This window comes from Streptomyces sp. NPDC096205 (assembly GCF_044763135.1).
Lineage (GTDB): Bacteria > Actinomycetota > Actinomycetes > Streptomycetales > Streptomycetaceae > Streptomyces.
Genome location: NZ_JBIWFS010000007.1, coordinates 295,317 through 319,509, shown reverse-complemented (window position 1 = coordinate 319,509; position 24,193 = coordinate 295,317). Strand labels below are relative to the sequence as shown.

Below are 24,193 nucleotides of genomic sequence, written 5' to 3'. Positions count from 1 at the left end.
CCGCCGTGCGGTCAGGCGAGTCCCAGGGACCGCTTGAGGAAGTCGACCTGGAAGAGAAGCAGGTTCTCGGCGACCTGCTCCTGCGGGGTCATGTGGGTCACGCCGGACAGCGGCAGCACCTCGTGCGGGCGTCCCGCGGCCAGCAGGGCCGAGGACAGCCGCAAGGCGTGCGCGAAGACCACGTTGTCGTCGGCGAGCCCGTGCACGATCATCAGCGGCCGGTGCGGCTCCGCGGGGGCGGACAGCCCCTCGTCGGTGACCAGCGAATTCAGCGCGTACACCGCGGGGTTGGCGACCGGGTCGCCCAAGTACCGCTCGGTGTAGTGCGTGTCGTACAGCCGCCAGTCCGTCACCGGCGCCCCGGCGATCCCCGCGTGGAACACGTCCGGCCGCCGCAGCACAGCCAGCGCCGCGAGCCAACCGCCGTACGACCAGCCCCGGATGGCCACCCGCGACAGATCCAGCGGATGCGAGCGGGCGAGGTCCTGCAGCGCGTCGATCTGGTCGTCGAGGGAGGCGGTGAAGGCGTGCTGGACGCTCTTCTCCCAGGCGGGCGACCGCCCGGGCGTGCCGCGTCCGTCGGCGACGAGCACGGCGAACCCCTGCTCGGCGAACCACTGCGAGGTCAGATGCGCGTTGTGCGCCCCGACCACCCGCGGCCCGTGCGGACCCCCGTAAGGGTCGAGCAGCACCGGCAGGGGAGTGACTCCGTCGTAGTCCGTAGGCATAAGCAGGGCGCACGGGATGCGTCGTGCGCCCCCCTCGGTCAGCAGCATGCGCGGGGACAAACCGGGATCTTCGGCGTACGACATGACAGTCGCGGCCGGCTTCCCGTCCCGCAGCACCCGCACCCGGGACCCGGGCCGGTCGGGGGTCGCCGACACCAGCACGGTCACGCCCCCGGCGCGCACCGCCGCGTGCACGCCGGGCTCCTCCGACAGGCGTTCCACGCCGAGCTCGTTGACCCGGTAGACGTGCACCTCGCCGACCTCGGGGTCGGCGGCGCCGGCCCCCGCGGAGGCGGAGACCAGGACATCGTGGTCCCCCACGTCGAGTACAGCCCGCAGATGCAACTGCGCCCCGGTCAGCGGCCGTTCCCCGACCGCCAGCACCCGCGCGCCGCCCTCGTCCGCGATCCGCACGAGCTGCCCGGAGGGCGACCAGCAGGGCACCCCGGCGAAAAGATCAAGCCAAATCGGGTCCTCGTCCGCGTGCACCATCCGGGTCGCGCCGGTGTCCGGGTCCACAGCCAGATACAGCTGGCTGCGCTGGTCCCGGGCCTGCACCAGAATCAGCGGCGCACCCGCCCCTGACCAGTGCACATGCGCGAGATACGGGTACCGCGCCCGATCCCAGACGACTTCGGTCCGCACCCCGTCGAGCCCGAACACGAACAGCCGCACGTCCGCGTTCGCCGTCCCGGCAGCCGGATAAGGGACGTGTTGTGGGTCACGTTCCGGCTGCGCCGGATCCGAGATCCACCACCGCCGCACCGGCGTGTCGTCCACCCGCGCCACCAGCAGCCGATCCGACTCCGGCGACCACCAGAACCCCCGCGAACGCCCCATCTCCTCGGCCGCGATGAACTCCGCGAGTCCGTACGACACGCCGTCCGACTCCGCCGCCGCCAGCACCCGGTCCTCCTGCCCCTCGGCCCCGACCACCCGCAGCCCGCCCGCGTGGACATAGGCGACGAGACGCCCGTCCGGGGAGGGCCGCGGATCGATCACCGGCCCCGGCACGGGCAGTTCCCGGGTGGTCCCGGCCCGCAGCTCGGCCGCGAACAGCCGGCCGGACAGCGCGAAGGACGCCAACTCCACGGCCCTGTCGGTGGCGTACCCGACGATCCCGGCCCCGCCCTCCCGGCTGCGCTCACGCCGCGCCCGCTCCTGCGGGGACAGCTGCTCCCGGCTGTCGCCGAGCAGGGCGCGAGGATCGGCGGCGACCCGCTCCCGGCCGTCGGCCTGGTTGTCCGCCAGGTCCAGCACCCACAGGGAGTTGGCCCGGTCCGTGCCGGAGGCCGACCGCAGGAACGCGACACGCGAACCGTCCGGCGCGACCGTGAACGAACGCGGCGCGCCGAGCGTGAACCGCTGGGTCCGGGCGTGCCGGCGGGGGAAGGAGTCAGCAGGCTCGATCGTCATGAGCCGACCCTATGGGGGACGACGCCGATGATTGGCCATGCGCTCCCTTGCGCATCCGTGCGCCCAACTATGCGCGCGCACGGATAGCTATGATCACTAACGCTATGTGGGTATGAACCTGCTGGCTCCGGTATGGATTTACGGCTGTACGGATGTACGGCTTCCCGGTCAATGTGCTCCGAGTGGATCTGAGTGGAGGTGAACCGCCGTGGCACTCTCGATTTCGGCGGTGGTGCTGCTGGCGATCATCGTCTTCATCCTGATCAAGAAGTCGGGACTGAAGGCCGGACATGCTGTCGTCTGCATGCTCCTGGGCTTCTACCTCGCCTCCTCGACCCTGTCACCCACGATCAACGAACTGACGACCAACATCGCCGACATGGTCGGCAGCATCAGCTTCTGATCCGGGCCGGGCGGGGCCTGCGCGCTGCACCGAGGTCCGCTGCCTCGGCCGCGGCCCCCCACCTCGTACCCTTACCCCATGACCCACCTCCCTGCCCGGCGTCTTCTGCTGGTGCACGCGCACCCGGACGACGAGTCGATCAACAACGGCGTCACGATGGCGAAGTACGCCGCGGACGGGGTCGGGGTGACCCTGGTGACCTGCACGCTGGGGGAGCTGGGGGAGGTCATTCCGGCGGAGCTGGCGCACTTGAGCGGGGACGCGCTGGGGGAGTACCGGCGGCGGGAGCTCGGGGCTGCCATGGAGGCGCTCGGGGTGTCCGACTTCCGGCAGCTCGGCGGGGCCGGGCGGTACCGGGACTCCGGAATGATGGGCCTGGCCGACAACGAGCTGCCCGGTGCCTTCTGGGGGGCCGATGTGGACGAGGCCGCGGGGCATCTGCTGGAGGTCATCCGGGAGGTGCGGCCGCAGGTGATGGTCACGTACGACCCGAACGGCGGCTACGGCCACCCCGACCACATCCAGGCCCACCGCGTCGCGATGCGAGCCGTCGAGCTGGCCGACGCCGAGGGCGTGCCTGTCGAGCGCGTGTACTGGAACCGGGTCCCGCGGACCGTCGCCGACGAGGCCTTCGCGCGGCTGGACGACGAGCTCGCCGGGCTGCCGTTCGACAAGAGCGCGGTCGTCGCCGACGTACCCGGTGTCGTGGAGGACGAGCAGATCACCACCCGCGTCCACGGCGCCCCCGCCCACGTCGCCGCGAAGGCCGCCGCGATGCGCGCGCACGCGACCCAGATCGCTGTCGCGGAGCCCTGGTTCGCGCTCTCCAACGAGCTCGCGCAGCCGCTGTTCGCCGACGAGTACTACGAGTTGGTGCGCGGCGAGCGCGCCGAGGGCGACGACCGCGACCTGTTCGCCGGAATCGGAGAGGCACCGTGAACGACCGTCCCTCGATGCTCGCGCAGCCGCTGCGCGCGCCCTCCGCCGCGCGGATCGCCGTCTACGTGCTGCTGCTCGTGCTCGGCGCGGTCGTCGGCGCGGCCGGGGCGCTGGTGCAGTCCGGCTGGTTCCCGGGCGGCCTGCTGCTCGCGCTGCTCGGCGCGGCCGGGCTGTTCCTGGGCGCGGCCCGGGCCACCGGCGGGCGCGGCGGGGCCGTGGCGGGCGCGGCCGGCTGGATGGTCTCCGTGGTCCTGCTCACCGCCAGCCGTCCGGAAGGCGACTTCGTGTTCGCGGCGGGTGCGGGCTCGTACCTTTTCCTGCTCGGCGGCATGGCCGTCGCTGTGATGTGCGCCACGCTTGCGCAGGGACGGCAACCGGACGGCCCCGCCGTCCGACTTGGGAAGTGACGTACCACTTCGCCGTCACGCGCGCGTGGGAGTCCCGTGTGGGTTTCCACAGCGGTCGTGGGATACGCGCCACAAGCGGCCAGTATGGTGGTGCGCGCCGCCGAGCCTCCCCCAGCGCTCGACTTCCACTCGGGCCGGGGGGACCCCCAAGCAGAGTGAGGTCGCAACGGGCGGCGGAGCCAACCGGGAGAACCTGCCTTGAGTCGTGAAACTGACAGTCCGTCCTCCGGGCCCAACGGGCGCGGCGGAGCCGCATACCCCTCGGGCACGCCGCCGTACGGCACCCCTGTGGTCGCCGACGGGGGCGCGGGAGCGGGCCGTTCGCCCGCGCCCGAGGAACGCAAGACCGAGACCACGCTGACCACCCGGATCCGGATCAACATCCCCGGGTCCCGGCCCATCCCGCCGGTCGTGGTGCGCAAGCCCGTCGGTGACAGCGAGGCCGGCGACACCTCCGCCGAGCCCGAGGCGCCCGCCGCACCGGCCGCGCCCGCCGCCGAGGCTTCCGCCGAGCCCGCGCAGGGCGGCGCGGAGGAGAAGACGAGCGAGTGGTTCGCCCCGCGCAAGTCCGGTGCCGCCAAGCCCGGTCCGACCGGAGGCTCCGGCAACGGCGCCCCGCCGCCCGGCACTTCGGGCGCGCCCTCCACGGGCCCTGCTGCGGGCGCCGCACCCGGTGGCGCGCGCCCCGGTGCCGCTCCCGCCCCCGGCGGGCCGCGTCCCGGCGCGGGTCGTCCCGGTGGTGTGGTCGGCTCGATGAACATGCCCGGCGGCTCCCGCCCCGGTGGCACCAACGGCGCCGGTCTGCCCGGTGCGACCGGCGGCCCCGTGGCTCCCGGCCACGGCGGCGGCACCGGTTCCTTCGACGTCACCGAGGCGCTGGCGGCCGGCCCGCTGGGCGGCGGCACCCGCCCGGGCGCCGACGAGCCGCGCCGCGACGACCTGCCGTACTTCGCCGACGGCCAGGACGGGCAGGCCCCGCAGGGCACCCGTCCCGGCTACGGCGGCCCCGACCAGCCCGGACCCGCCGGCCAGGGCCCGGGCGGCCCGAACGGCTTCAACGGCCCCGACGGCCGAGGCGGCCGCGGTGGCCCCCAGGGCCCCGCGGGCCCCACCACCGGCCCGGTCACCGGCGACGGCCCGGTCGTCCCGCCGGTCGCGGGCGCCCCCGGCCCCAACGGCGGCCCGGGCAATGGCCTGGCAGGCCCCGGCCCCCACGGCGGCCCCGGCCCCAACGGCATCCCGGGCAATGGCCTGGCGGGCCCCGGCCCCCACGGCGGCCCCGGCCCCAACGGCATCCCGGGCAACGGCCCGGCAGGCCCGGGCCCCTTCGGCGGCCCCGGTGGCCCCGGCGGCACCCCTGCCACCCACCGCGTGCCCGGCGCCCCCGGTGCCCCCCGCCCGCCCCAGTCCCCCCACGCCCCGACCGGCCCCGGCGCTCCCACCGCGCCGGGCGGCACCCCGTACCCGGGTGGCGGCCCCGGCGGTGGCATGAGCGACGACACCGCGATCCTCACCCCGCAGAAGCCGGCCCCCGAGCCGCCCGGCGGCTTCGCGAGCCCCGCGGACAACATCTCCGGCCACACCGTCACCAGCGGCATCCCGGTCGTCCCGCAGGACGCGCACGACTTCGCCGGCCCCGGCACCGACGGGCCCCTGCACCACGCCCCGCCGAAGCTGCCCGAGCCGGTGCAGCAGAACGTGCCCGCGGCGGCGCCGGCCCGCGGCAAGGGCGCCAAGAAGAAGGGCCGCAACAAGCTGGTGCTGCTCGGCAGCGGCGTGATCGTGATTGCGGCGGGGGCGTACGGCGCCGGCCTGCTGATGAACCACTCCGACGTGCCCAAGGGCACCACCGTGCTCGGCGTGGACATCGGCGGCGGCACCCGCGACGACGCCGTCAAGAAGCTCGACGAGGCCTTCGGCGACCGGGTCGACAACCCGCTCAAGCTCACCGTCGGCGACGACACGGTCGCGCTGAAGCCGGACCAGGCGGGTCTGCAGTTCGACACCCAGGCCACCGTCCGCGAGGCCGCGACCAGCGACTACAACCCGGTCTCGGTGATCGGCTCGCTCTTCGGCAACGAGCGGGTCGTGGAGCCGGTCATGCCGGTCGACGAGGAGAAGCTGCACTCGGCCCTGTCCACGGCCGCGGGCGGCTCCGGCTCGGTGACCGAGGGCACGATCAGCTTCGCGTCCGGCAAGGCGGTCGCGGTCTACGGCAAGCCGGGCAAGGGCATCGCCGTCGACCAGGCCGGCCAGGCCGTCGAGGACGCCTTCCGCACCCAGGTCGAGTCCGGTGCGACCACGCCGGTGCGGGTCCCCACCACGACCCGGCAGCCGACGATCAGCAACGCCGAGGTCGACCGGATGATGAAGGAGTTCGCGCAGCCCGCGATGTCCGACCGCGTCACGGTCAAGGTCGACGACGCGCACAGCATCGACTTCGGCTCGCTCTCCCTGCCCAAGATCCTCGGCGTCAAGGCCATCGACGGAAAGCTCGTCGACACCTACGACCTGGACGCCCTCAAGGAGGCATACGGCAGCACCTTCGAGGGCGTGGAGATCCAGACGGCCACCGGAAAGCGCGGCGTCCTGCCCGAGGACGTGGTCGGCGCCCTCCGCCAGGCGCTGCGCGGCAAGACCAAGGCGGAGCGCACGGCGACGATCGACACCAACCCGAACTGAGGCAAGCGGCACAAGGAGGGGCACCCGCACGAAAAAGCGGGTGCCCCTCGACGTGCCCCAAAGGGGCGCGGGGAACTGCGCGCAACCACCCGCGACCCGCACTCGCAGGACGACGAAACCCCCCACGGCGAGGCGCACACCCACACGCCTCAGTTCAGCAACGCCCGCGCAGCAAGGGCCTCCCCCCGCACCCGCTCCGCCAGCGACTCGTCCACGACCTCCACCAGCTCGGCGTAGGTCTCCATCTCCTCGGCCCCCGCGACGAACTCGCCGCGCCGCACGAGCACCTGCCCCCGCTCGTACCGCAGCCGCGCCGGATGCGAAGGCAGCAGCAGCGCCAACTCCACGGCCCACAGCGCCACGTCCGACCGCTCGGGCCGCGCGGCGGCCCACGCCCGGATGTTGTTGAGGATCCGCGAGATCACCTCCAAGGGCGCCGCGGGCACCAGCATCGACGGCTCCAGCGGCGCCCCCGTCGCCCCCACCACCAGCAGGTCCGCGTCCGTCCCGGTGAGCACCCGCCCGGCGTCGAACGGGTCGGCGAGCACCTGCCCCTCCACGGGCCCGAAGCCGACGACGAAGTGCCCCGGCAGGGCGACCCCGTACACCGGCGCCCCGGCCCGCCGGGCCACCTCGATCCACACCACGGACAGCAGGATCGGCAGCCCGCGCCGCCGCCGTACGACCTCGTGCAGCAGGGACGACTCCAGGCGCTGGTAGTCCGCGGGGGAGCCGGCGAAGCCGTAGCGCTCGCCCAGCAGGTCGCGCACTGCAGCGGCCCAGGCCTGCGGGGAGCCCGGCCGGTAGGGCAGCTGTCCGGCCAGGTCGTCCAGCTCGGCCTGGACGGCGTCCATGCCCGCCTCGTCCAGCGTGCTGTCGGCCTCCGCGCCCACCAGCAGGCACAGCAGCGACAGGTCGGGCCGCTCGGCGCGGGCCTCCTCGGCGAACCGGCGGCGCAGCTCGGCGGAGCGTTCGCGCATATCTGGCTCGTGCCCTCTCTTCGTGATCGCTACCGGCCCGCCGGGGACGTTCCGGGCTCGCGGTAGTGGTGGTAGGCGTGGTGCGCGGCGAAGCCCATACGGGCGTACAGGGCGCGTGCCGCGGTGTTGTCGGTCTCGACCTGGAGCCATGCGGCGGAGGCGCCCTCGTCGAGGGCCTGGCGGGCCAGCGCGGCCATGACGGCGGTGGCGAGGCCCTCGCGCCGCCGCTCGGGGGCGACCTCGACGGCGGCGAACCCGGCCCAGCGGCCGTCGACGACCAGCCGCCCGATCGCGGCGGGAGCACCGCCCTCACCGGGCACGGACGCGAACCACACCGACGGGCCGCTGCCGAGCACCCGCAGGGCCACCTCGCTCAGCCCCTTGCGCTGGTAGCGGGCCAGCCAGGCCGCGTCGGCGGTCCGGGAGAGCGTCACCCCGCCGGGCTCGCGCAGGTCCGCGACCGGTGCGAGCGCCCCGATCCACAGCTCGGCCGTCACCTCGCGCACCCAGCCGCGCTCCGCCAGCTCCGCGCACAGCAGCTCCTGCGTGCCCGCGGCGCCGGTGGCCGTCTGGAGGTAGGCGGGCAGGCCGCGGTCGCCGTACCAGCGGCGTACGGCGGTCAGGGCGTCGTCGAGCGGCAGGCCCGGATCGCCGAGCGGCAGCACGGAGTTGGCGCGCCGGGTGAATCCGGAGGCCGCGCGCAGTTCCCACTCGCCGAGCCGCTCGCTCTCCACAGGCCGCCAGGCGCGCGCGGAGATGTGGGCGAGTTCCTCGTAGGTGGCCGCGGGGCCCTTGCGGCGAGCCGGTGCGGCGGGCACGATCTTGCCCGCGACCAGCGAGGATGCTGCGATCCGCACCTGTTCGCCGTCCCGGCGTGTGATCACCAGCACATCCTTGTCCCATGATGTGAGAACACCCACCGTGTCGGTGAATTTCTCTACCGAGGCGCCCGAGTCGCTCAACCGCCGTACGGAGACGCGTTTGCCCACGTCAGCAGCGGTGATGCGGACCTCGAGGCGCCCTGCCGCGGAGATTTCCACAGGTCGGTCCACCCCTCCTGTTCGGATCGTGCCCAGGAACGGAGATACTAGGGGCGGGCATCGACGACGCCGCGCTCCCGCGCGCCAGGCGGCGGAGCCTGAGGAGGCCCGCCAGCGCCCTATCGAGGAGGAACGACAGCGTGACCTACGTCATCGCGCAGCCTTGTGTCGACGTGAAGGACAAGGCGTGCATCGAGGAGTGCCCGGTCGACTGCATCTACGAGGGCCAGCGGTCCTTGTACATCCACCCGGACGAATGCGTCGACTGTGGTGCCTGTGAGCCGGTCTGCCCGGTCGAGGCGATCTTCTACGAGGACGACACTCCGGAGGAGTGGAAGGACTACTACAAGGCGAACGTCGAGTTCTTCGACGACCTGGGCTCCCCGGGCGGCGCCAGCAAGCTCGGTCTGATCGAGCGGGACCACCCGTTCATCGCCGCGCTCCCGCCGCAGAACGGCTGACGGCGGCACGCACCACCCGCGCCGCCTCGGTCCCGTACGGCCAGATCAGCGTCCTGATCGCCGTACGGGACCGAGGCGTTTGCCGTGACAGCCCTACGGCGGCCCGTACGACCAGAAAGTGAGCCAAGCACTCGTGTCCGCAGTCTCCGACCGCCTGCCCACCTTCCCCTGGGACAAGCTGGAGCCGTACAAGAAGACGGCCGCGGCCCACCCGGACGGCATCGTCGACCTGTCGGTCGGCACGCCGGTCGACCCGGTGCCGGAGCTCATCCAGAAGGCGCTGATCGCCGCGGCGGACTCGCCGGGCTATCCGACCGTGTGGGGCACGCCCGAGCTGCGGGACGCGCTCACCGGCTGGGTGACGCGCCGGCTGGGCGCCCGTGAGGTCACCCACCGCCATGTGCTGCCGATCGTCGGCTCCAAGGAGCTGGTGGCCTGGCTGCCGACCCAGCTGGGCCTCGGCCCCGGCGACAAGGTGGCCTATCCGCGGCTGGCGTACCCGACGTACGAGGTCGGCGCGCGGCTGGCCCGCGCCGAGTACGAGGTCTACGACGACCCGACCGAGCTGGACCCCGCCGGGCTGAAGCTGCTGTGGCTGAACTCGCCGTCGAACCCGACCGGCGAGGTGCTGCCCAAGGAGGAGCTGACCCGGATCGTCGCCTGGGCCCGTGAGCACGGCGTGCTGGTCGTCTCCGACGAGTGCTACCTGGAGCTGGGCTGGGAGGCCGACCCGGTCTCGGTGCTGCACCCGGACGTCAACGGCGGCTCGTACGACGGCATCGTGGCGGTCCACTCGCTGTCCAAGCGCTCCAACCTGGCCGGTTACCGTGCCGCGTTCCTGGCCGGCGACCCGGCCGTGCTCGGCCCGCTCCTGGAGATCCGCAAGCACGGCGGCATGATGACCTCCGCGCCGACCCAGGCGGCCGTGGTGGCCGCGCTCGGCGACGACACGCATGTGGCCGAGCAGCGCGAGCGCTACGCCGCCCGCCGCACCGCCCTGCGCGAGGCGCTGCTCGCGCACGGCTTCCGCATCGAGCACAGCGAGGCCAGCCTCTACCTGTGGGCGACCCGCGACGAGTCCTGCTGGGACACCGTGGCGCACCTGGCCGAGCTCGGCATCCTCGTGGCTCCCGGTGACTTCTACGGCACGGCGGGCGAGAGGTTCGTCCGCGTGGCGATGACGGCGACGGACGAGCGGGTCGCGGCGGCGGTGAAGCGCCTCACCGCCTGAGGCGGGCATGACGACGGGGCCGGAGGCGAAGATCGCCTCCGGCCCCGTCGCCGTGTTCAGATCCGGCTGTCTCAGCCCAGCGGCAGGTCCTTCACCGGCAGGGTCTGCGCGGGGATGCCGCCGCCGGTGACGGAGTCGGTGGGCAGGCCGCCCTTGGTGAGGCCGTCGGTCGGCAGGCCGCCCTTGGTGGCGGAGGAGGCGGTGTCGCCGACGATGTCCCCGGTGGTGCCTGCCGCCTCACCGGCGGCCTTCTGCATCGCGGGCGTGGCCTTCTTCACGGCCTTGCCGCCGGTCTTGCCCGCGGTCGGGACGGCCTGCTCGACCGCCTTGCCGCCGGCCTGTCCCGCGATGCCGGTGACGTCCTGCGCCGCGCGGTCCGCGGTGTTGCCGACGTGCGCGCCGTCCAGGGCGGTCAGGCCGCCCAGGTTCGGGGTGGCGGGCAGGTCGGGGGCCGCGCTGGCGGAGCCGGCCGCACCGACCCCGGCAGCCGCCCCCGCAGCGACGAGCAGCGCGGCACGGGCGATCCGGCGGGTCAGGGGGAGGGACATGGTGCTCCTTTGACGGGAGGGAACGTGTGAAGTGTCCGACCGCGCCCGCCGGTTGACCGGGCGCGGACACCGTGACTACCGCTCGAACCCCGCCGAGGTTGCGGCGAGATAACGTAAAGAGTTGGTAATGCGTCGCATTATCTGCTGTGGATAAAAACGGGCAAAGGGCTTCCGCCGCGGGAATCTGCTGAATCCTTACAGCTCTTGATTCCCAAGGGCTGTGGCAGCCGTGAGGGTGACGCCGCGAAAACCTGCGCACCCCCTCGACCCGGAGGCGGCCGCATAACCCCTGCGGGTGAGGGCTCGTACTACTGCGCGGTGACGATCCGTACGGCGTCCGAGTCGGCGGACGGGCGCCACTCGCTGTCGGTCGTGCCGGCGGTCCACTCCCGCCCGGCGTACGAGACGCGCTCTATGCGCAGCGCCGAGGCGTTGGCCACCGCCCAGTGCGCCAGCTGCCAGCCGCGCTGCCGTGAGCCGGCCGGCACGGTCACCGTGCGCCCGCTGGTCCGCGCCGCGACGACGGAACCCGCCGCCCCGCGGGCGCCCTCGGCGGCCACCTCCGCGCCCGCCGGCGCCATCGCGTCGCGCCCGAAGTCCCGTACCAGCGCCGAGCGCACCGCGTCCGGGCCCTTCGCCGCCGCGCCGCCCGCCGGACGGCCCTCGCAGGTCAGCGTGGCCGCGGCCCGGCCGGTCAGGGCGGCGGCGAGCAGCGAGGCGTCGTGCTCGTGCTTGGCGTACGCCAGCGGATAGCCGCTGCGCTGCACGCGCTGGGCGGCGTCGGTGAGCGGCAGCTCCGTGTAGTCGGGAACCTTCTCCAGGTGCGCGTAGAAGATGCCCGCCGCGTAGGCCGGGTCCATGATCTGCCGCGGGGTGCCCCAGCCCTGGGAGGGCCGCTGCTGGAACAGGCCGAGGGAGTCCCGGTCGCCGTGCTCGATGTTGCGCAGCGCCGACTCCTGCAGCGCGGTCGCCAGCGCGATCGTCACCGCCCGCTCCGGCAGGCCCCGGTCCACGCCCACCGCGGTGATCGTCGCCGCGTTCACCGCCTGCTCCGGCGTGAACTCGTACGCCTCACCCCTGCCGTCGGCCGCGACGACCCGGCAGTCGGGCTCGCCCGCGCCGCCGCTGACGTACTGGACGACGAGATAACCCGCGAGCGAGAGCAGCACGAGGAAGGCCGCACCGGTGCGGCTGCGACGCCTGGGAGTGGGGGACGGCTCGGACACGCCGTACAAGGTAGCGGAGGATGTTCGGTTTCTGTCCGGCCGGTCGGACGGAGGTTGTTCGGATCGCCGCGCGCCGGTCGGACGGAGGCTGTTCGGATCGCCGAGCGCCGGTCGGACACATCGCGGATGGGCGGAGCAGGAGGCGGGGCCCCGGCGTTAGGGTCGAGGCCATGGCCGATACCCCGCTTGACCTCACCCTGGACGCCGCCCGGCTCACCGCGCAGCTCGTCGACTTCCCCTCCGAGTCCGGCACCGAGAAGCCGCTCGCGGACGCCGTCGAGCACGCGCTGCGCGCCCTGCCGCACCTCACGGTCGACCGGCACGGCAACAACGTCGTGGCCCGCACGAACCTGGGCCGGGCCGAGCGCGTGATCCTGGCCGGGCACATCGACACCGTGCCCATCGCCGGCAACGTCCCCTCGCGCCTGGACGAGGACGGCGTGCTGTGGGGCTGCGGCACCTGCGACATGAAGGCGGGCGTCGCCGTCCAGCTGCGGATCGCGGCCACCGTCCCGGAGCCCAACCGCGACCTGACGTTCGTCTTCTACGACAACGAGGAGGTCGCCGCCGACCTCAACGGGCTGAAGCACGTCGCCGAGACGCACCCGGACTGGCTGGCCGGCGACTTCGCGGTGCTGCTCGAGCCGTCCGACGGACAGGTCGAGGGCGGCTGCCAGGGCACGCTACGGGTGCTGCTGAGGACCACGGGCGAACGCGCCCACTCGGCCCGCTCCTGGATGGGCTCCAACGCCATCCACGCCGCCGCCCCGATCCTGGCCCGCCTGGCCGCCTACGAGCCGCGCTATCCGGTCATCGACGGCCTGGAGTACCGCGAGGGCCTGAACGCCGTCCGTATCGAGGGCGGGGTCGCCGGCAATGTCATCCCCGACGAGTGCGTGGTCGCGGTCAACTTCCGTTACGCGCCCGACCGCACGCCCGAGGAGGCCGTCGCGCACGTCCGTGAGGTGTTCGCCGACTGCGGGGTCGACGAGTTCGTGATCGACGACCACAGCGGCGCCGCCCTGCCCGGCCTGTCCCACCCGGCGGCCGCCGCCTTCATCGAGGCGGTCGGCGGCACCCCGCAGCCCAAGTACGGCTGGACGGACGTCTCCCGTTTCAGCGCGCTCGGCATCCCGGCCGTCAACTACGGCCCCGGCAACCCGCACCTCGCGCACAAGCGCGACGAGCGCGTCGAGACGGCGAAGATCCTCGCGGGCGAGGAACGGCTGCGGAACTGGCTGACCGCCTAGTTTCGGATACGCCGACGTCCCCCGCGCGTAACCCGCGTAGATCTACGCTGAGGCGGAAAGACCCGAGCGGAGGGAGCGCACATGGCCACCGGGATTCCTGAGGACGGCACACAGCCGGAGGAGCAGCGCCTGGGTCCGGTGCTCCGGCGGCGCGGTCAGGTCACCTCGAGCACCACCGACCAGCGCCTGCTGGACGCGGGCGGGCCCTCGGACTGGGTGCACACCGACCCCTGGCGGGTCCTGCGCATCCAGTCGGAGTTCATCGAGGGCTTCGGCACCCTCGCCGAACTCCCGCCCGCGATCAGCGTGTTCGGCTCGGCCCGCACCCGCCCGGACTCCCCGGAGTACGAGGCGGGGGTCCGGCTCGGCCGCGGGCTGGTCGAGGCGGGCTGGGCCGTCATCACCGGCGGCGGCCCCGGCGCGATGGAGGCCGCCAACAAGGGCGCGTGCGAGGCCGGCGGCATCTCCGTCGGCCTGGGCATCGAGCTGCCGTTCGAGCAGGGGCTCAACCCGTACGTCGACATCGGCCTGAACTTCCGGTACTTCTTCGTCCGGAAGATGATGTTCGTGAAGTACGCCCAGGGGTTCGTGGTCCTGCCCGGCGGACTCGGCACCCTGGACGAACTCTTCGAGGCGCTGACCCTGGTGCAGACCCAGAAGGTCACCCGCTTCCCGATCGTCCTGTTCGGCAGCGCCTACTGGGGCGGCCTGCTCGACTGGCTGAGGAACACGCTGATCGCCGAGGGCAAGGCGTCCGAGAAGGACCTGCTGCTGTTCCACGTCACCGACGACGTCGACGAGGCGGTCGCCCTGGTGTCCAAGGAGGCGGGCCGGGACTGAGGCGCCTCCCGGCGTGATCGCGGCTACGCCAGGCCTCTGCGGGCCACCGCCGGCTGCCGGTGGCCCGCGATGGCCGCGACCATGTCCAGCACCTGCCGGGTCTCGGCCACCTCGTGCACCCGGTACACCTGCGCGCCCAGCCACGCGGACACGGCGGTGGTGGCGAGCGTGCCCAGCACCCGCTCCTTGACCGGCTTGTCCAGCGTCTCGCCGACGAAGTCCTTGTTCGACAGCGACACCAGCACGGGCCACCCGGTCTCCACCATCTCGGGCAGCCTGCGCGTCGCCTCCAGACTGTGCCGGGTGTTCTTGCCGAAGTCGTGCCCGGGGTCGATCAGCACCGACTCGCGCGGCACACCGAGCGCCACGGCCCGCTCGGCCAGCCCGACCGTGACCCGCAGGATGTCCGCCATGACGTCGTCGTACGTCACCCGGTGCGGACGTGTCCGGGGCTCCGCCCCGCCCGCGTGGGTGCACACCAGGCCGACCCGGTAGCGCGCGGCGACCTCCGCGAGCCGGGGGTCGACCCCGCCCCAGGCGTCGTTCAGCAGGTCGGCGCCCGCCTCGCAGACGGCCTCGCCGACCTCGTGCCGCCAGGTGTCGACGCTGATGATCACGTCCGGGAAGCGCCGCCGCACCTCGGCGACGAAGCCGACCGTGCGCCGCGCCTCCTCCTCGGCGGTGACCTCCTCGCCGGGGCCTGCCTTCACGCCGCCGATGTCGACGACGGCCGCGCCCTCGGCGATCGCCTGCTCGACCCGCGCGAGCGCCGGCTCGTCGTGGAAGGTGGCTCCCTGGTCGTAGAAGGAGTCCGGGGTCCGGTTCACGATCGCCATGATCACCGGCTCCTGCGGGTCGAACTCCCGCTTGCCCAGCCTGAGCATCCCCTGTGACCTCTCCTCGTACGCGCTGGTCTTCGGCCGTCTGCGACCCTAACTGTCAGCGTCGCATGGCACGATCGGAGCCTGACACATTCGGCGCCGACCCCCGGGACTTAAGCGATGGTCATGTTCTTGTTCCTGGTTCTCGCGCTCGCCGTCGTGGTCGCCGCGGTGACACTCGCCGTGGTGGGCGGCGGCGAGGGCGGCGGACCCCTGCCCGAGGCGGCGCCCCAGCGGCTGTGGGACCAGCTCCCGCCGGACCGCCCGCTGCGCCGCGCCGACGTCGACGCCCTGCGCTTCCCGCTCGCCGCCCGCGGCTACCGCATGTCCGACGTCGACGACGCCCTGAACCGGGTCGCCGTGGAGCTCGCCGAGCGCGACGCCCGCATCGCCGAACTGGAGTCCGCGCTGGCCGGCGCCCGCGCCGCCACGCCCCGGGTGCCGCTGGACAAGCCCGAGCCGGAGGACCAGCAGTGACCGAGGCGATCCCGGGCCCCGACGGCGCCCTGCGCTGCCCCTGGGCCCTGTCCACCGAGGACTACGTGGCGTACCACGACGAGGAGTGGGGCCGCCCCGTCCACGGCGACGACGCCCTCTTCGAACGCCTCAGCCTGGAGGCCTTCCAGTCCGGCCTGTCCTGGATCACGATCCTGCGCCGCCGCCCCGGCTTCCGCGCCGCCTTCTGCGACTTCGAGATCGCCAAGGTCGCCGCCTTCACCGACGCCGACCGCGACCGCCTCCTGACCGACGCCGGCATCATCCGCAACCGGGCCAAGATCGACGCGACCCTGGCCAACGCGAAGGTGCTCGCGGAGTGGGGCGAGGGCGACCTGGACGCGCTGATCTGGTCCTACGCCCCCGACGCCGCGGCCCGCCCGATACCGCGGACCCTGGCCGACGTCCCCGCGGTCACCCCGGAGTCCACCGCCCTGTCGAAGGCCCTGAAACAGAGAGGTCTCCGCTTCGTGGGCCCGACGACGGCATACGCCCTGATGCAGGCGTGCGGCTTGGTGGACGATCATTTGGAGGGTTGTTCAAGGAGAGGTACCTCTTAGGGGCGGACCCGAGTCCTACCGCCCCAAATACTTGGGCCGCTCCTTGTTCACGAACGCCTGCACAGCGATGGTGTGATCCTCGGAGGACCCGGCCCGCTCCTGAAGCTCGTCCTCCTTCTCCAGCGTCTCGGAGAAGGAGTGGGTGAGCCCGTACGCCACGGACTCCTTCAGCGCCGCGTACGCCACGGTCGGCCCCTCGGCCAGCCCCCGAGCCACCTTCTCGGCCTCACTGCGCAGGTCCGCGGCCGGTACGACTCGGTTGGCGATCCCCAGCTCCAGAGCCTCCTGAGCCCGGACATTGCGCGGGAAGAGCAGCAGATCCATGGCACGGCTCGGCCCGATCACCCGCGGCAGCGTCCACGAGATCCCGGAGTCCGCGGTCAGCGCCACCCCCGCGAAGGACGTGTTGAAGGAAGCCGTGTCGGCCACGACCCGGTAGTCCGCGGCGAGCGCGAACCCGAACCCGGCCCCGGCGGCGACGCCGTTCACCGCGGCGACCACCGGCTTGGGCGCCTCCACCAGCGCCCGAGCGATCGGGTTGTAGTGCTCACGCACCGTACTCATCGTCCGCCCCTCACCCGCCGTCTCCCGGTCAGCTGCCAGCAGGCCCACGTGCTCCTTGAGGTCCTGCCCCACACAGAAGGCCCTCTCGCCCGCCGCGGTCAGCAGGATCCCCCGTACGGCGGTGTCGTCGGCGGCGGCCCGCGCGGCATCCCGCAGCGCCACCTTCGTGGCGATGTTCAGCGCGTTCATCGCCTCCGGGCGATTCAGCGTGATCGTCGCCAGTCCGTCGCTCACCTCGTAGAGCACGGTGTCGGCCATGGGGCGTCCCCTCCATCGGTCGCGGATCGGCGTACCGGTCGGTACGCCCTGAGGTCCGAAGGACAGCATGGCGGACACGGACCTCGGGGGAGGTGTGACCTGCGTCAAAGAAAATGAGGCGGTTCTCGGCCGCCGGATGTCCTGAGGGCGGCGCAGTATCGCAGCCACATCGCCGAATTGAGTGGTTTTGCTCGCGCGCGTTGCCCAAGCGATGCGGACCGATGTTGGTCATCGGGTCGTGGGATGCGGGATAATGGCTTGGAAGCAATGTGTTCGATGCCGGTGTCGCGTGTCCTGCGCAGGATCCCGCGTGCCCTCCCAACGGGGCGGAGCCCCGTCTGTGGGCCGTCGGCTTTGACGATGAGCTGGTTTCAGGAAGGGGAACGAGCATGGCGGCCATGAAGCCGCGGACGGGCGACGGCCCGCTCGAGGTGACCAAGGAGGGGCGGGGCATCGTCATGCGCGTTCCGCTCGAAGGCGGCGGTCGGCTTGTCGTCGAGCTGACCCCTGACGAGGCCGACGCGCTCGGCGATGCCCTCAAGAAGGTTGTGGGCTGACGCGCAAGCGACCCTACTCGTTCGGCCGCCCCGGTACCGCAAAAGGTGCCGGGGCGGCTGCGTTCTCTCGGGTCGGTCTGTCAGACGCAGACGCCGGTCATCTTTGACGGGCACCTTTAGGCGGGCACCTTTGGACGGGTCACCTTTAGAGGGGTCACCTCAAGACGGGTCACCTTTTGACGGCGCACAGCAGCCCGTCGCCCACCGGCAGCAGGGACGTCACCAGCTCCTGGCTCTCCCGGACCGCCCGCAGCAGCTCCCGCAGCCGCACGACCTCCGTCGGCTGGGGCCCGGAGTCGACCGTGCGGCCGCTCGCGAAGACGCCCTCGAAGGCCACCAGGCCACCCGGACGCAGCAGGCGCAACGATTCAGCGAGGTAGTCCAGGACCTCCTGCCGGTCGCCGTCGCAGAAGACGAGGTCGTAGCCGGCGTCGGCGAGGCGGGGCAGGACGTCCAGCGCGCGGCCGGGGATGAAGCGGGCGCGGTTGCTGGCGAAACCGGAGGCGCGGAAGGCCTGGCGGGCGAACTGCTGGTGCTCCGGCTCGGGGTCGACGGTCGTCAGGACGCCGTCGGGGCGCATCCCGTGCAGCAGGTGGATGCCGGAGACACCGGTCCCGGTGCCGATCTCCGCGACGGCCTTGGCGTCCACGGACGCGGCGAGCAACCGCAGCGCGGCGCCGGTGCCCGGCGTCACCGGGCGCAGCCCTGCCTCCAGGGCCCGCTCACGGGCCCAGTGCAGCGCTTCGTCCTCGGCGACATAGGCGTCGGCGAACGCCCAGCTCGTCGGCCGGTTGCCGGTAATGACCCTCTCCTGTCCCCTGATTGCCTCGGCGTGACTGTATCCGTTGGCGCCGGGAACCCGCAGATGGGACCGGGCGTTTAGAGGGGTGTGGACGAGTACGGGGGGACACAGTTGGATCACGACGACGGGCGGGGCGTCGAGCAAGTACTGACGCAGCCGCATGAGCCGGACCAGCGCAGATCAAATTCTCGTAAAACCGCTTATCCGGTCCTAACGGGCGAGGTGGCTATGGTAGGGGCTCCGCTGGACACCACCAGAGCCGATAGGGGAGGTGCGGCTGCGCCTGTGGATCGCGGAGGAGCGCTGCGGCGCTTCCTCGGATCGGCGGGCAGGCCGAAATCCGTGAACGACACCGCTGCTGACCCCAGCCACGCCGCTGGCCAGACCCAGACCGCGACCTTCTCCACCGACGCGGACGGGCAGGCGTGGACTCCGCCCACCTGGGAGGAGATCGTCAGCACGCACAGCGGCCGTGTCTACCGGCTCGCCTACCGCCTCACCGGCAACCAGCACGACGCCGAGGACCTCACCCAGGAGGTCTTCGTCCGCGTCTTCCGCTCCCTGTCGACCTACTCGCCGGGCACGTTCGAGGGCTGGCTGCACCGCATCACCACGAACCTGTTCCTGGACATGGTCCGCCGCAAGCAGCGCATCCGCTTCGACACCCTCGGCGAGGACGCGGCCGAGCGGCTGGCCGGCCGTGAGCCGTCGCCGCAGCAGGTGTTCAACGACGCGCACTTCGACGCCGACGTCCAGCAGGCCCTCGACACCCTGGCGCCCGAGTTCCGCGCCGCCGTCGTCCTGTGCGACATCGAAGGACTGTCGTACGAGGAGATCGCCGCGACCCTGGGCGTGAAGCTCGGCACCGTCCGCTCCCGCATCCACCGCGGCCGCTCCCAGCTGCGCAAGGCCCTCGCGCACCGCTCCCCTCAGGCGCGCGCCGAGCGCCGCTCCTTCGCCGCCCGCATTCCCGCACTGGGAGGAGGGGGCGCGTCCGCGTGAGTGGATCATGGCCGAAACCCGGCGAGGAGCGCCTCGCGGAGCAGCATCTGGGGGACCGACTCGCCGCCCTGGTGGACGGCGAGCTCGGTCATGACACGCGTGAGCGTGTGCTGGCGCATGTGGCCACCTGCCCGAAGTGCAAGGCAGAGGTCGACGCCCAGCGCCGACTGAAGAACGTCTTCGCGGAGGCGGCCCCGCCGCCTCCCTCCGAGAGCCTGCTGGCGCGGCTCCAGGGGCTCCCCGGGGGAGGTGACCTGGACGGTGGTGGCTCGCCGTCGGTCGGGGGAGGGTTCCCCGGAGGACTCGGCGGACGGCCCGCCGGGGTGTTCGGCATGAGGCGCGGCGAGCGCTTCGAGTTCGACTACGTCCCCGCGGGCTCGCACGCCCTGCTGCCGTCCGACCCCGCGTCCGGCCGCGGCTTCCGTATCCATGACGTCGGCCGCTCCGACGCCGACCGCTCCGCCTCGCGCGGGCGCCGCTTCGCGTTCGTCGCCGCCGGGGCGGTGTCCCTCGCCGCGATCGCGCTCGGCGGGGTCACCACGGGCGTGCCCGCCGACACGGCCGAGGCACGCGGCGGCTCGGGCGGGACCAATGTGACTCCGGCCCGCACCGGCGGCACCGGCGCGGCCACGGCCCCCGAGAACCAGCGCCGGCGTGCGGGCGGACACCTGCTCGCCCAGGGACAGGGCGGCCGGCAGTCCGTCGGTGGCTCCGGCGTCGCCCCGACCCAGGTGTCGGCGCCCCTGCTGCCCGGGTTCACGGCTCCCGACGAGCAGTCCTCGCAGCAGCAGGCCGCCACACCGGTGATGGCGGACGCGGCGGCGATGTCCCCTTTGATACGGCCGTTCGCGACGACGTCCTCGCTCGGCCTGAACACCTGGCCCACGGTTCCCGGCCTCACCCCGCCCGGCCTGCTCACCGCGCCGGTCACCGACCCGACGGCCTCTCCCTCGGCCTCCCAGGACGGCTGACCGTCCTCTGCGCGCCGGCCCGCGAACCTGGTTGAATCCAGGGTGGGCCGTGCCCGCGGCAGGCGGCCGGGTGCGGCGGCGGAGTTCGACGAGCCGCGGCCAGCGCCTGCACACGCCGTGCCGCGGCCAGCTGTGGGGAGAGCATGAACGAGGGCAGGCCCACGCAGGACCCTTCGGGACAGCGGACCGAGGCGGAAGACGACTTCCACCTGGAACGCCCGTCCGGGACGGCAACCTCCGACGACGGGGACTTCGAGCTGCGACGGCCTGGGGAGGACGCTGCGCCTCTGGGGTCGGCCGTGGGGGGCGCCGCGCCGGTCGAGGGTGCCGGGCTGTTGGCGGCGGCTGCTGAGGAGGGTTCGGCTGCGCAGGAGGGCCCGGCTGCTCTGGAGGGGCCGGCCGTGCAGGAAGCTCTGCCCGCGTATGAGGGTCTGGCCGCTCAGGACGGCCCGGCTGCTCCGGAGGGTCCAGCAGTGCAGGGAGCTACGGCCGCGCAGGACGTGCCGGCCTCACTCCACGTCCACCAGGAGCCCCCCGCCGCCCCAGCCGCACCCTCCGCCCACCACGAGCCTCCCGCCGGGCAGCAGCACCCCGCCGCCCCGGCCGCACCCTCCGTCCACCAGGAGCCTCCCGCCGGGCAGCAGCATGCTGCTCCGGCCTCACCCCCCGCCGCCCAGCAGGGCCCTCCCGTCCACCAGGAGCCCCCCACCCCGCGCCAGCCCCCCACCCCCGTCGGCGCGCAGCAGATGAAGCCCCTGCACGACCCCGACCCCTACAGCACTCCCCCCTACGGCGAGCCCGGTCCCTGGGCGCCCGCGCCGCCGGTGCAGCATCCGGCGACGACCCCGGCGCACGGCACGGCCGTACCGGCACCGGCGCAGCCGCCGATGGCTCACGGCGGCGAGCTGCCTCCAGCGGTGGCGCTGCCGCAGGGCACCGAGACGGCCGCCCCGGCGGTGTCCCACGGCACCGAAATGCCCGCCCCGGCGGTGTCCCACGGCACCGAAACGGCGACCCCGCCCCCGCCCCCCGGCACAGAGCTGCCCGGGCTCGTGCCCGGCACCCCCGCAACGCCCGCTGCCCAGGACGGCGCGGCAACCACACCACCCGCCGCCGCCCCGGCTGGCGCCGTACCCACCCCACCCCCCGGCGCCGTACCCACCCCACCCCCCGGCCCCTCCATACCCGGCGCCCCCGCCGACCCTTGGGCGCGCTACGACCCCTGGGCCACCGCGCCCGCAGGGCCGTTGCAGCAGACCGGGCAGGCCGCGCCGAGTGTGGCGCAGCGCAGGCGGCGGGCCAGGAAGGCGCTGGTGCTGGGAGCCGTGCTGCTGGCGCTGGTGTCCGGCGGCGTCGGTGGGGCCGTAGGGGCGTATCTGGAGCGCAACGGCGGCATCGGCGGGGTGGAGCTTCCGCAGGCCGGGAAGGAGCCGGCCGGGCGGGACCCGGACAGCGTGGCCGGGATCGCCGCGCGGGCCCTGCCCAGCGTCGTGACGCTGCATGTCAGCGGTAGCGAGCAGTCGGGCACCGGCACCGGTTTCGTGCTGGACGACCAGGGCCACATCCTCACCAACAACCACGTCGTCGAGCCCGCGGGCGAGGACGGCGAGATCACCGTGACCTTCCACAGCGGCGACACCGCCGAGGCGGAACTCGTCGGCGGCGACACCGGCTACGACCTCGCCGTCGTCCGGGTCAAGGGCGTCAGCGGCCTGCAGCCCGCGCCCCTCGGCAACTCCGACAACGTCCAGGTGGGCGACCCGGTGGTCGCGATCGGCGCCCCCTTCGACCTCGCAGGCACCGTCACCTCGGGCATCATCAGCGCCAAGCAGCGCCCGATCACCGCGGGCGGCGAGAGCGGCGACGGCGGCGACATCTCCTACGTCGACGCCCTGCAGACCGACGCGCCGATCAACCCCGGCAACTCCGGCGGCCCGCTGCTGGACTCCCGCGGCCGGGTCATCGGCATCAACTCCGCGATCCGTTCCGCGGGCGGCGGCTCCGAGGCCGAGGGCGAGCAGGCCGGGTCGATCGGGCTCGGTTTCGCCATCCCCGTCAACCAGGGCAAACGCGTCGCCGAGGAGCTGATCAACACCGGCCGGGCCACCCACCCGGTCATCGGCATCACCCTCGACATGGACTACAGCGGCGACGGCGCCCGGGTGGGCACCGAGAAGAGCGGCGGCCGCGCCCCGGTGACGGCCGGCGGACCCGGCGACCGGGCCGGTATCGAGGCCGGGGACGTGATCACCGAGGTCGACGGGCAGCGCGTGCATTCGGGTGAGGAGCTGATCGTGAAGACCCGCGCCCACCGGCCGGGTGACCGGCTGGAGCTGACCGTGGAACGCGGCGGCAAGGAACGGACGGTCTCGCTGGTGCTCGGCTCGTCGGACGACGGGTGACAAACCGTACAGACGTGCTCCAAATCTCACAGGTCCGGCCGCATACACGCAGTCGGACGTCACGGGACGGTACCGGTCGGACAGGATCGGCGGGTACCGTGGACCCGGCCCGGGACATCGCAAGGAGCTTCAGGTGTTCAATGACATAGGACCGCTCGAGCTGGTGACGCTCATCGTCCTCGCCGTGCTCGTCTTCGGTCCCGACAAGCTCCCCAAGGTCATCCAGGACGTGACCCGCACGATCCGGAAGATCCGCGAGTTCTCGGAGAGCGCCAAGCGGGACATCCGCGACGAACTCGGCCCGGAGTTCAAGGACTTCGAGTTCGAGGACCTCAACCCCAAGACGTTCATCCGCAAGCAGCTGGACAACGACGACCTGGGGCTGAAGGAGATCCGTTCCGGCTTCGACTTCAAGAAGGAGATGGCCGAGGTCTCCGACGTCGTGCACGGCCGCGACGGCGAGTCCTCGTCCGGCGCCGCCGACTCCTCCGGCGGCCGGGTCGACATGGTCAAGAAGCCCGAGTCCGGCGGCGTCGAGCGCCCGCCCTTCGACGCGGACGCCACCTGATCCCGTAGCGCGCGCAGGCCGTGCGCGCGGCCCGCGCGCGACCCACGCGCCCGGTGCTTTCCCGGCTGCCCCCGGTGGTGTGGATATGCTGCCGAGTTGTTGTGCGGACCGTACGCAGATGAGCAACGCCGCCCGAAGGGGGGCGGGCCGCTCGGTCCGACGAGAGCGAGGAGGCGTCCGGGCACATGGAGACGACGAGTCGGGCAGTCGCGCAGGCGCCGGCCGCGGAGGGTGGACAGCAGGTCCCCTCCGCCCGGCGTACGGTCGACGGCTACCTGAGCGCGCCCTTCCCGTGGTACGGCCTCGACGAGGCGTTCACGGGACCGCGCTGGCTGATGCAGGTCGGGACCGCCGCCGACGGGGCGGTGGAGCACGGGTCCATCGGACACGGTGACGAGCCCTCGGTGCGGGCCGATGCGGAGGACCGGGAGAAGTTCGCGGTCGTGGTGACCGTCGCGGCGAATCCGTCGCGCAGAAGTGCGGACGGTACGGGCCTGCTGGAGGCCACGTCGGTGTCGTCGGCGGCGTGGCTGGCCGGGGTGGGGCTGCTGTCCTTCACCTGGCCCGGCCAGATGGACCACGCGCTGCGGGACGACTGGCTGGAGCAGCAGACGGAGACGGCGTGGGCGCTGGCCGACGACCTCGACGGGTCCGAGTGGTCGACGCTGTCCCTGCCCGTGGACGGCGCGCCCACGCCCTTCCACTACCGGGAGTCCGAGTTCGGCTGGGTGCTGGCCGGCTCCACTCAGGAGGGGGTGCACGTGGGGGCGTACGGCAGGGGCATGAGCGCGTACGGGCTCGGCTTCGCCATGATCAAGGACATCTCGGCCTACGCGTAGGCCGGGGTGACGACGAGGGGGGGGGGGGGGCGGGGGGCCCCCCCCCCCCCCCCCGGCCCCCCCCCCCCCCCCCGGTTTTGGGGGTTGTCCAACAACACCCCCCCCCCCCCCCCCGGCGGGCCGCCCCCCCACCCCCCCCGGGG

24 protein-coding genes are annotated in these 24,193 nt (G+C 73.2%); 16 read left to right on the top strand and 8 right to left on the bottom strand.

Features of this window, described 5'->3' with window-relative positions:
• Positions 1 to 11 precede the first annotated feature (11 nt).
• Positions 12 to 2,144 carry a prolyl oligopeptidase family serine peptidase gene (locus ACIQ6Y_RS26315; RefSeq protein ID WP_404042436.1) on the bottom strand — a complete coding sequence of 711 codons (2,133 nt, stop codon included), beginning with the start codon at positions 2,142 to 2,144 and terminating at the stop codon, positions 12 to 14.
• Between the two features lie 208 nt (positions 2,145 to 2,352).
• Between ACIQ6Y_RS26315 and ACIQ6Y_RS26310 the strand changes: the two genes are divergently transcribed.
• The 4 genes from ACIQ6Y_RS26310 to ACIQ6Y_RS26295 all read left to right on the top strand — a co-directional run bounded on the left by ACIQ6Y_RS26310 (position 2,353) and on the right by ACIQ6Y_RS26295 (position 6,575).
• On the top strand, positions 2,353 to 2,547 hold the full coding sequence (locus ACIQ6Y_RS26310) for a hypothetical protein (RefSeq protein WP_399645409.1): 195 nt from the start codon (positions 2,353 to 2,355) through the stop codon (positions 2,545 to 2,547).
• A 78-nt stretch (positions 2,548 to 2,625) separates the two neighbouring features.
• The gene (gene mshB / locus ACIQ6Y_RS26305; RefSeq protein ID WP_404042435.1) at positions 2,626 to 3,486 is read left to right on the top strand and encodes an N-acetyl-1-D-myo-inositol-2-amino-2-deoxy-alpha-D-glucopyranoside deacetylase; all 861 of its coding nucleotides are present in this window, start codon (positions 2,626 to 2,628) and stop codon (positions 3,484 to 3,486) included.
• Positions 3,483 to 3,893, top strand: coding sequence for a DUF6113 family protein (locus tag ACIQ6Y_RS26300; protein ID WP_404042434.1), 411 nt, complete (start codon positions 3,483 to 3,485; stop codon positions 3,891 to 3,893). Before mshB ends, ACIQ6Y_RS26300 begins: the two co-directional genes overlap by 4 nt.
• Positions 3,894 to 4,091: 198 nt before the next feature.
• Positions 4,092 to 6,575: a hypothetical protein gene (locus ACIQ6Y_RS26295; RefSeq protein WP_404042433.1), complete on the top strand. Its 2,484-nt coding sequence runs from the start codon at positions 4,092 to 4,094 to the stop codon at positions 6,573 to 6,575.
• Between the two features lie 149 nt (positions 6,576 to 6,724).
• On the opposite strand, the gene ACIQ6Y_RS26290 is transcribed toward ACIQ6Y_RS26295, so the two are convergent.
• Together ACIQ6Y_RS26290 and ACIQ6Y_RS26285 are read right to left on the bottom strand one after the other, a co-directional pair.
• Positions 6,725 to 7,555 carry a tetratricopeptide repeat protein gene (locus ACIQ6Y_RS26290; RefSeq protein ID WP_404042432.1) on the bottom strand — a complete coding sequence of 277 codons (831 nt, stop codon included), beginning with the start codon at positions 7,553 to 7,555 and terminating at the stop codon, positions 6,725 to 6,727.
• A 29-nt stretch (positions 7,556 to 7,584) separates the two neighbouring features.
• Positions 7,585 to 8,595, bottom strand: coding sequence for a GNAT family N-acetyltransferase (locus tag ACIQ6Y_RS26285; protein ID WP_404042644.1), 1,011 nt, complete (start codon positions 8,593 to 8,595; stop codon positions 7,585 to 7,587).
• Between the two features lie 140 nt (positions 8,596 to 8,735).
• On the opposite strand from ACIQ6Y_RS26285, the gene fdxA reads away from it, so the two are divergent.
• The gene (gene fdxA / locus ACIQ6Y_RS26280; RefSeq protein WP_031078476.1) at positions 8,736 to 9,056 is read left to right on the top strand and encodes a ferredoxin; all 321 of its coding nucleotides are present in this window, start codon (positions 8,736 to 8,738) and stop codon (positions 9,054 to 9,056) included.
• 133 nt (positions 9,057 to 9,189) lie between these two features.
• Positions 9,190 to 10,287 (top strand): bifunctional succinyldiaminopimelate transaminase/glutamate-prephenate aminotransferase, encoded by a 1,098-nt coding sequence (locus ACIQ6Y_RS26275; RefSeq protein WP_404042643.1) that lies wholly within the window; start codon positions 9,190 to 9,192, stop codon positions 10,285 to 10,287.
• Positions 10,288 to 10,358: 71 nt separating this feature from the next.
• Here ACIQ6Y_RS26275 and ACIQ6Y_RS26270 read toward each other — a convergent pair whose 3' ends face one another.
• Positions 10,359 to 10,835, bottom strand: a complete 477-nt coding sequence (locus ACIQ6Y_RS26270) for an ATP-binding protein (protein WP_404042431.1) — start codon at positions 10,833 to 10,835, stop codon at positions 10,359 to 10,361.
• Between the two features lie 308 nt (positions 10,836 to 11,143).
• Positions 11,144 to 12,061 carry a heavy metal transporter gene (locus ACIQ6Y_RS26265; RefSeq protein ID WP_404042430.1) on the bottom strand — a complete coding sequence of 306 codons (918 nt, stop codon included), beginning with the start codon at positions 12,059 to 12,061 and terminating at the stop codon, positions 11,144 to 11,146.
• A gap of 170 nt (positions 12,062 to 12,231) precedes the next feature.
• Between ACIQ6Y_RS26265 and dapE the strand changes: the two genes are divergently transcribed.
• Both dapE and ACIQ6Y_RS26255 read left to right on the top strand, forming a co-directional pair.
• Positions 12,232 to 13,311 (top strand): succinyl-diaminopimelate desuccinylase, encoded by a 1,080-nt coding sequence (gene dapE, locus ACIQ6Y_RS26260; RefSeq protein WP_404042429.1) that lies wholly within the window; start codon positions 12,232 to 12,234, stop codon positions 13,309 to 13,311.
• Between the two features lie 81 nt (positions 13,312 to 13,392).
• A complete protein-coding gene (locus ACIQ6Y_RS26255; RefSeq protein ID WP_404042428.1) occupies positions 13,393 to 14,151 on the top strand; it encodes a TIGR00730 family Rossman fold protein in 759 nt (252 codons plus the stop codon).
• A 23-nt stretch (positions 14,152 to 14,174) separates the two neighbouring features.
• Here the strand turns inward: ACIQ6Y_RS26255 and folP are convergent, their stop codons facing one another.
• Complete coding sequence (gene folP, locus ACIQ6Y_RS26250) at positions 14,175 to 15,035, bottom strand: dihydropteroate synthase (RefSeq protein ID WP_404042427.1); 861 nt, start codon at positions 15,033 to 15,035, stop codon at positions 14,175 to 14,177.
• Between the two features lie 123 nt (positions 15,036 to 15,158).
• Here folP and ACIQ6Y_RS26245 point away from each other — a divergent pair, with 123 nt between their 5' ends.
• Both ACIQ6Y_RS26245 and ACIQ6Y_RS26240 read left to right on the top strand, forming a co-directional pair.
• A complete protein-coding gene (locus ACIQ6Y_RS26245) occupies positions 15,159 to 15,509 on the top strand; it encodes a DivIVA domain-containing protein (protein WP_404042641.1) in 351 nt (116 codons plus the stop codon).
• A complete protein-coding gene (locus tag ACIQ6Y_RS26240; protein WP_404042426.1) occupies positions 15,506 to 16,087 on the top strand; it encodes a DNA-3-methyladenine glycosylase I in 582 nt (193 codons plus the stop codon). The genes ACIQ6Y_RS26245 and ACIQ6Y_RS26240 overlap by 4 nt, the downstream gene beginning before the upstream one ends.
• Before the next feature lie 15 nt (positions 16,088 to 16,102).
• Here the strand turns inward: ACIQ6Y_RS26240 and ACIQ6Y_RS26235 are convergent, their stop codons facing one another.
• Complete coding sequence (locus ACIQ6Y_RS26235; protein WP_404042425.1) at positions 16,103 to 16,909, bottom strand: enoyl-CoA hydratase/isomerase family protein; 807 nt, start codon at positions 16,907 to 16,909, stop codon at positions 16,103 to 16,105.
• 389 nt (positions 16,910 to 17,298) lie between these two features.
• On the opposite strand from ACIQ6Y_RS26235, the gene ACIQ6Y_RS26230 reads away from it, so the two are divergent.
• Complete coding sequence (locus ACIQ6Y_RS26230) at positions 17,299 to 17,466, top strand: DUF3117 domain-containing protein (RefSeq protein WP_003966491.1); 168 nt, start codon at positions 17,299 to 17,301, stop codon at positions 17,464 to 17,466.
• 169 nt (positions 17,467 to 17,635) lie between these two features.
• Here the strand turns inward: ACIQ6Y_RS26230 and ACIQ6Y_RS26225 are convergent, their stop codons facing one another.
• Complete coding sequence (locus ACIQ6Y_RS26225; RefSeq protein ID WP_404042424.1) at positions 17,636 to 18,430, bottom strand: O-methyltransferase; 795 nt, start codon at positions 18,428 to 18,430, stop codon at positions 17,636 to 17,638.
• Between the two features lie 66 nt (positions 18,431 to 18,496).
• On the opposite strand from ACIQ6Y_RS26225, the gene sigE reads away from it, so the two are divergent.
• From sigE to ACIQ6Y_RS26200, 5 genes are all read left to right on the top strand, one after another.
• Positions 18,497 to 19,270 (top strand): RNA polymerase sigma factor SigE, encoded by a 774-nt coding sequence (gene sigE / locus ACIQ6Y_RS26220; protein WP_404042423.1) that lies wholly within the window; start codon positions 18,497 to 18,499, stop codon positions 19,268 to 19,270.
• Positions 19,267 to 20,241: an anti-sigma factor family protein gene (locus tag ACIQ6Y_RS26215; protein ID WP_404042422.1), complete on the top strand. Its 975-nt coding sequence runs from the start codon at positions 19,267 to 19,269 to the stop codon at positions 20,239 to 20,241. The genes sigE and ACIQ6Y_RS26215 overlap by 4 nt, the downstream gene beginning before the upstream one ends.
• Positions 20,242 to 20,384: 143 nt before the next feature.
• Positions 20,385 to 22,643: a trypsin-like peptidase domain-containing protein gene (locus tag ACIQ6Y_RS26210; protein ID WP_404042421.1), complete on the top strand. Its 2,259-nt coding sequence runs from the start codon at positions 20,385 to 20,387 to the stop codon at positions 22,641 to 22,643.
• A gap of 133 nt (positions 22,644 to 22,776) precedes the next feature.
• Complete coding sequence (locus ACIQ6Y_RS26205; RefSeq protein ID WP_404042420.1) at positions 22,777 to 23,211, top strand: sec-independent translocase; 435 nt, start codon at positions 22,777 to 22,779, stop codon at positions 23,209 to 23,211.
• 185 nt (positions 23,212 to 23,396) lie between these two features.
• Positions 23,397 to 24,050, top strand: a complete 654-nt coding sequence (locus tag ACIQ6Y_RS26200; protein WP_404042419.1) for a hypothetical protein — start codon at positions 23,397 to 23,399, stop codon at positions 24,048 to 24,050.
• Positions 24,051 to 24,193: the final 143 nt, after the last annotated feature.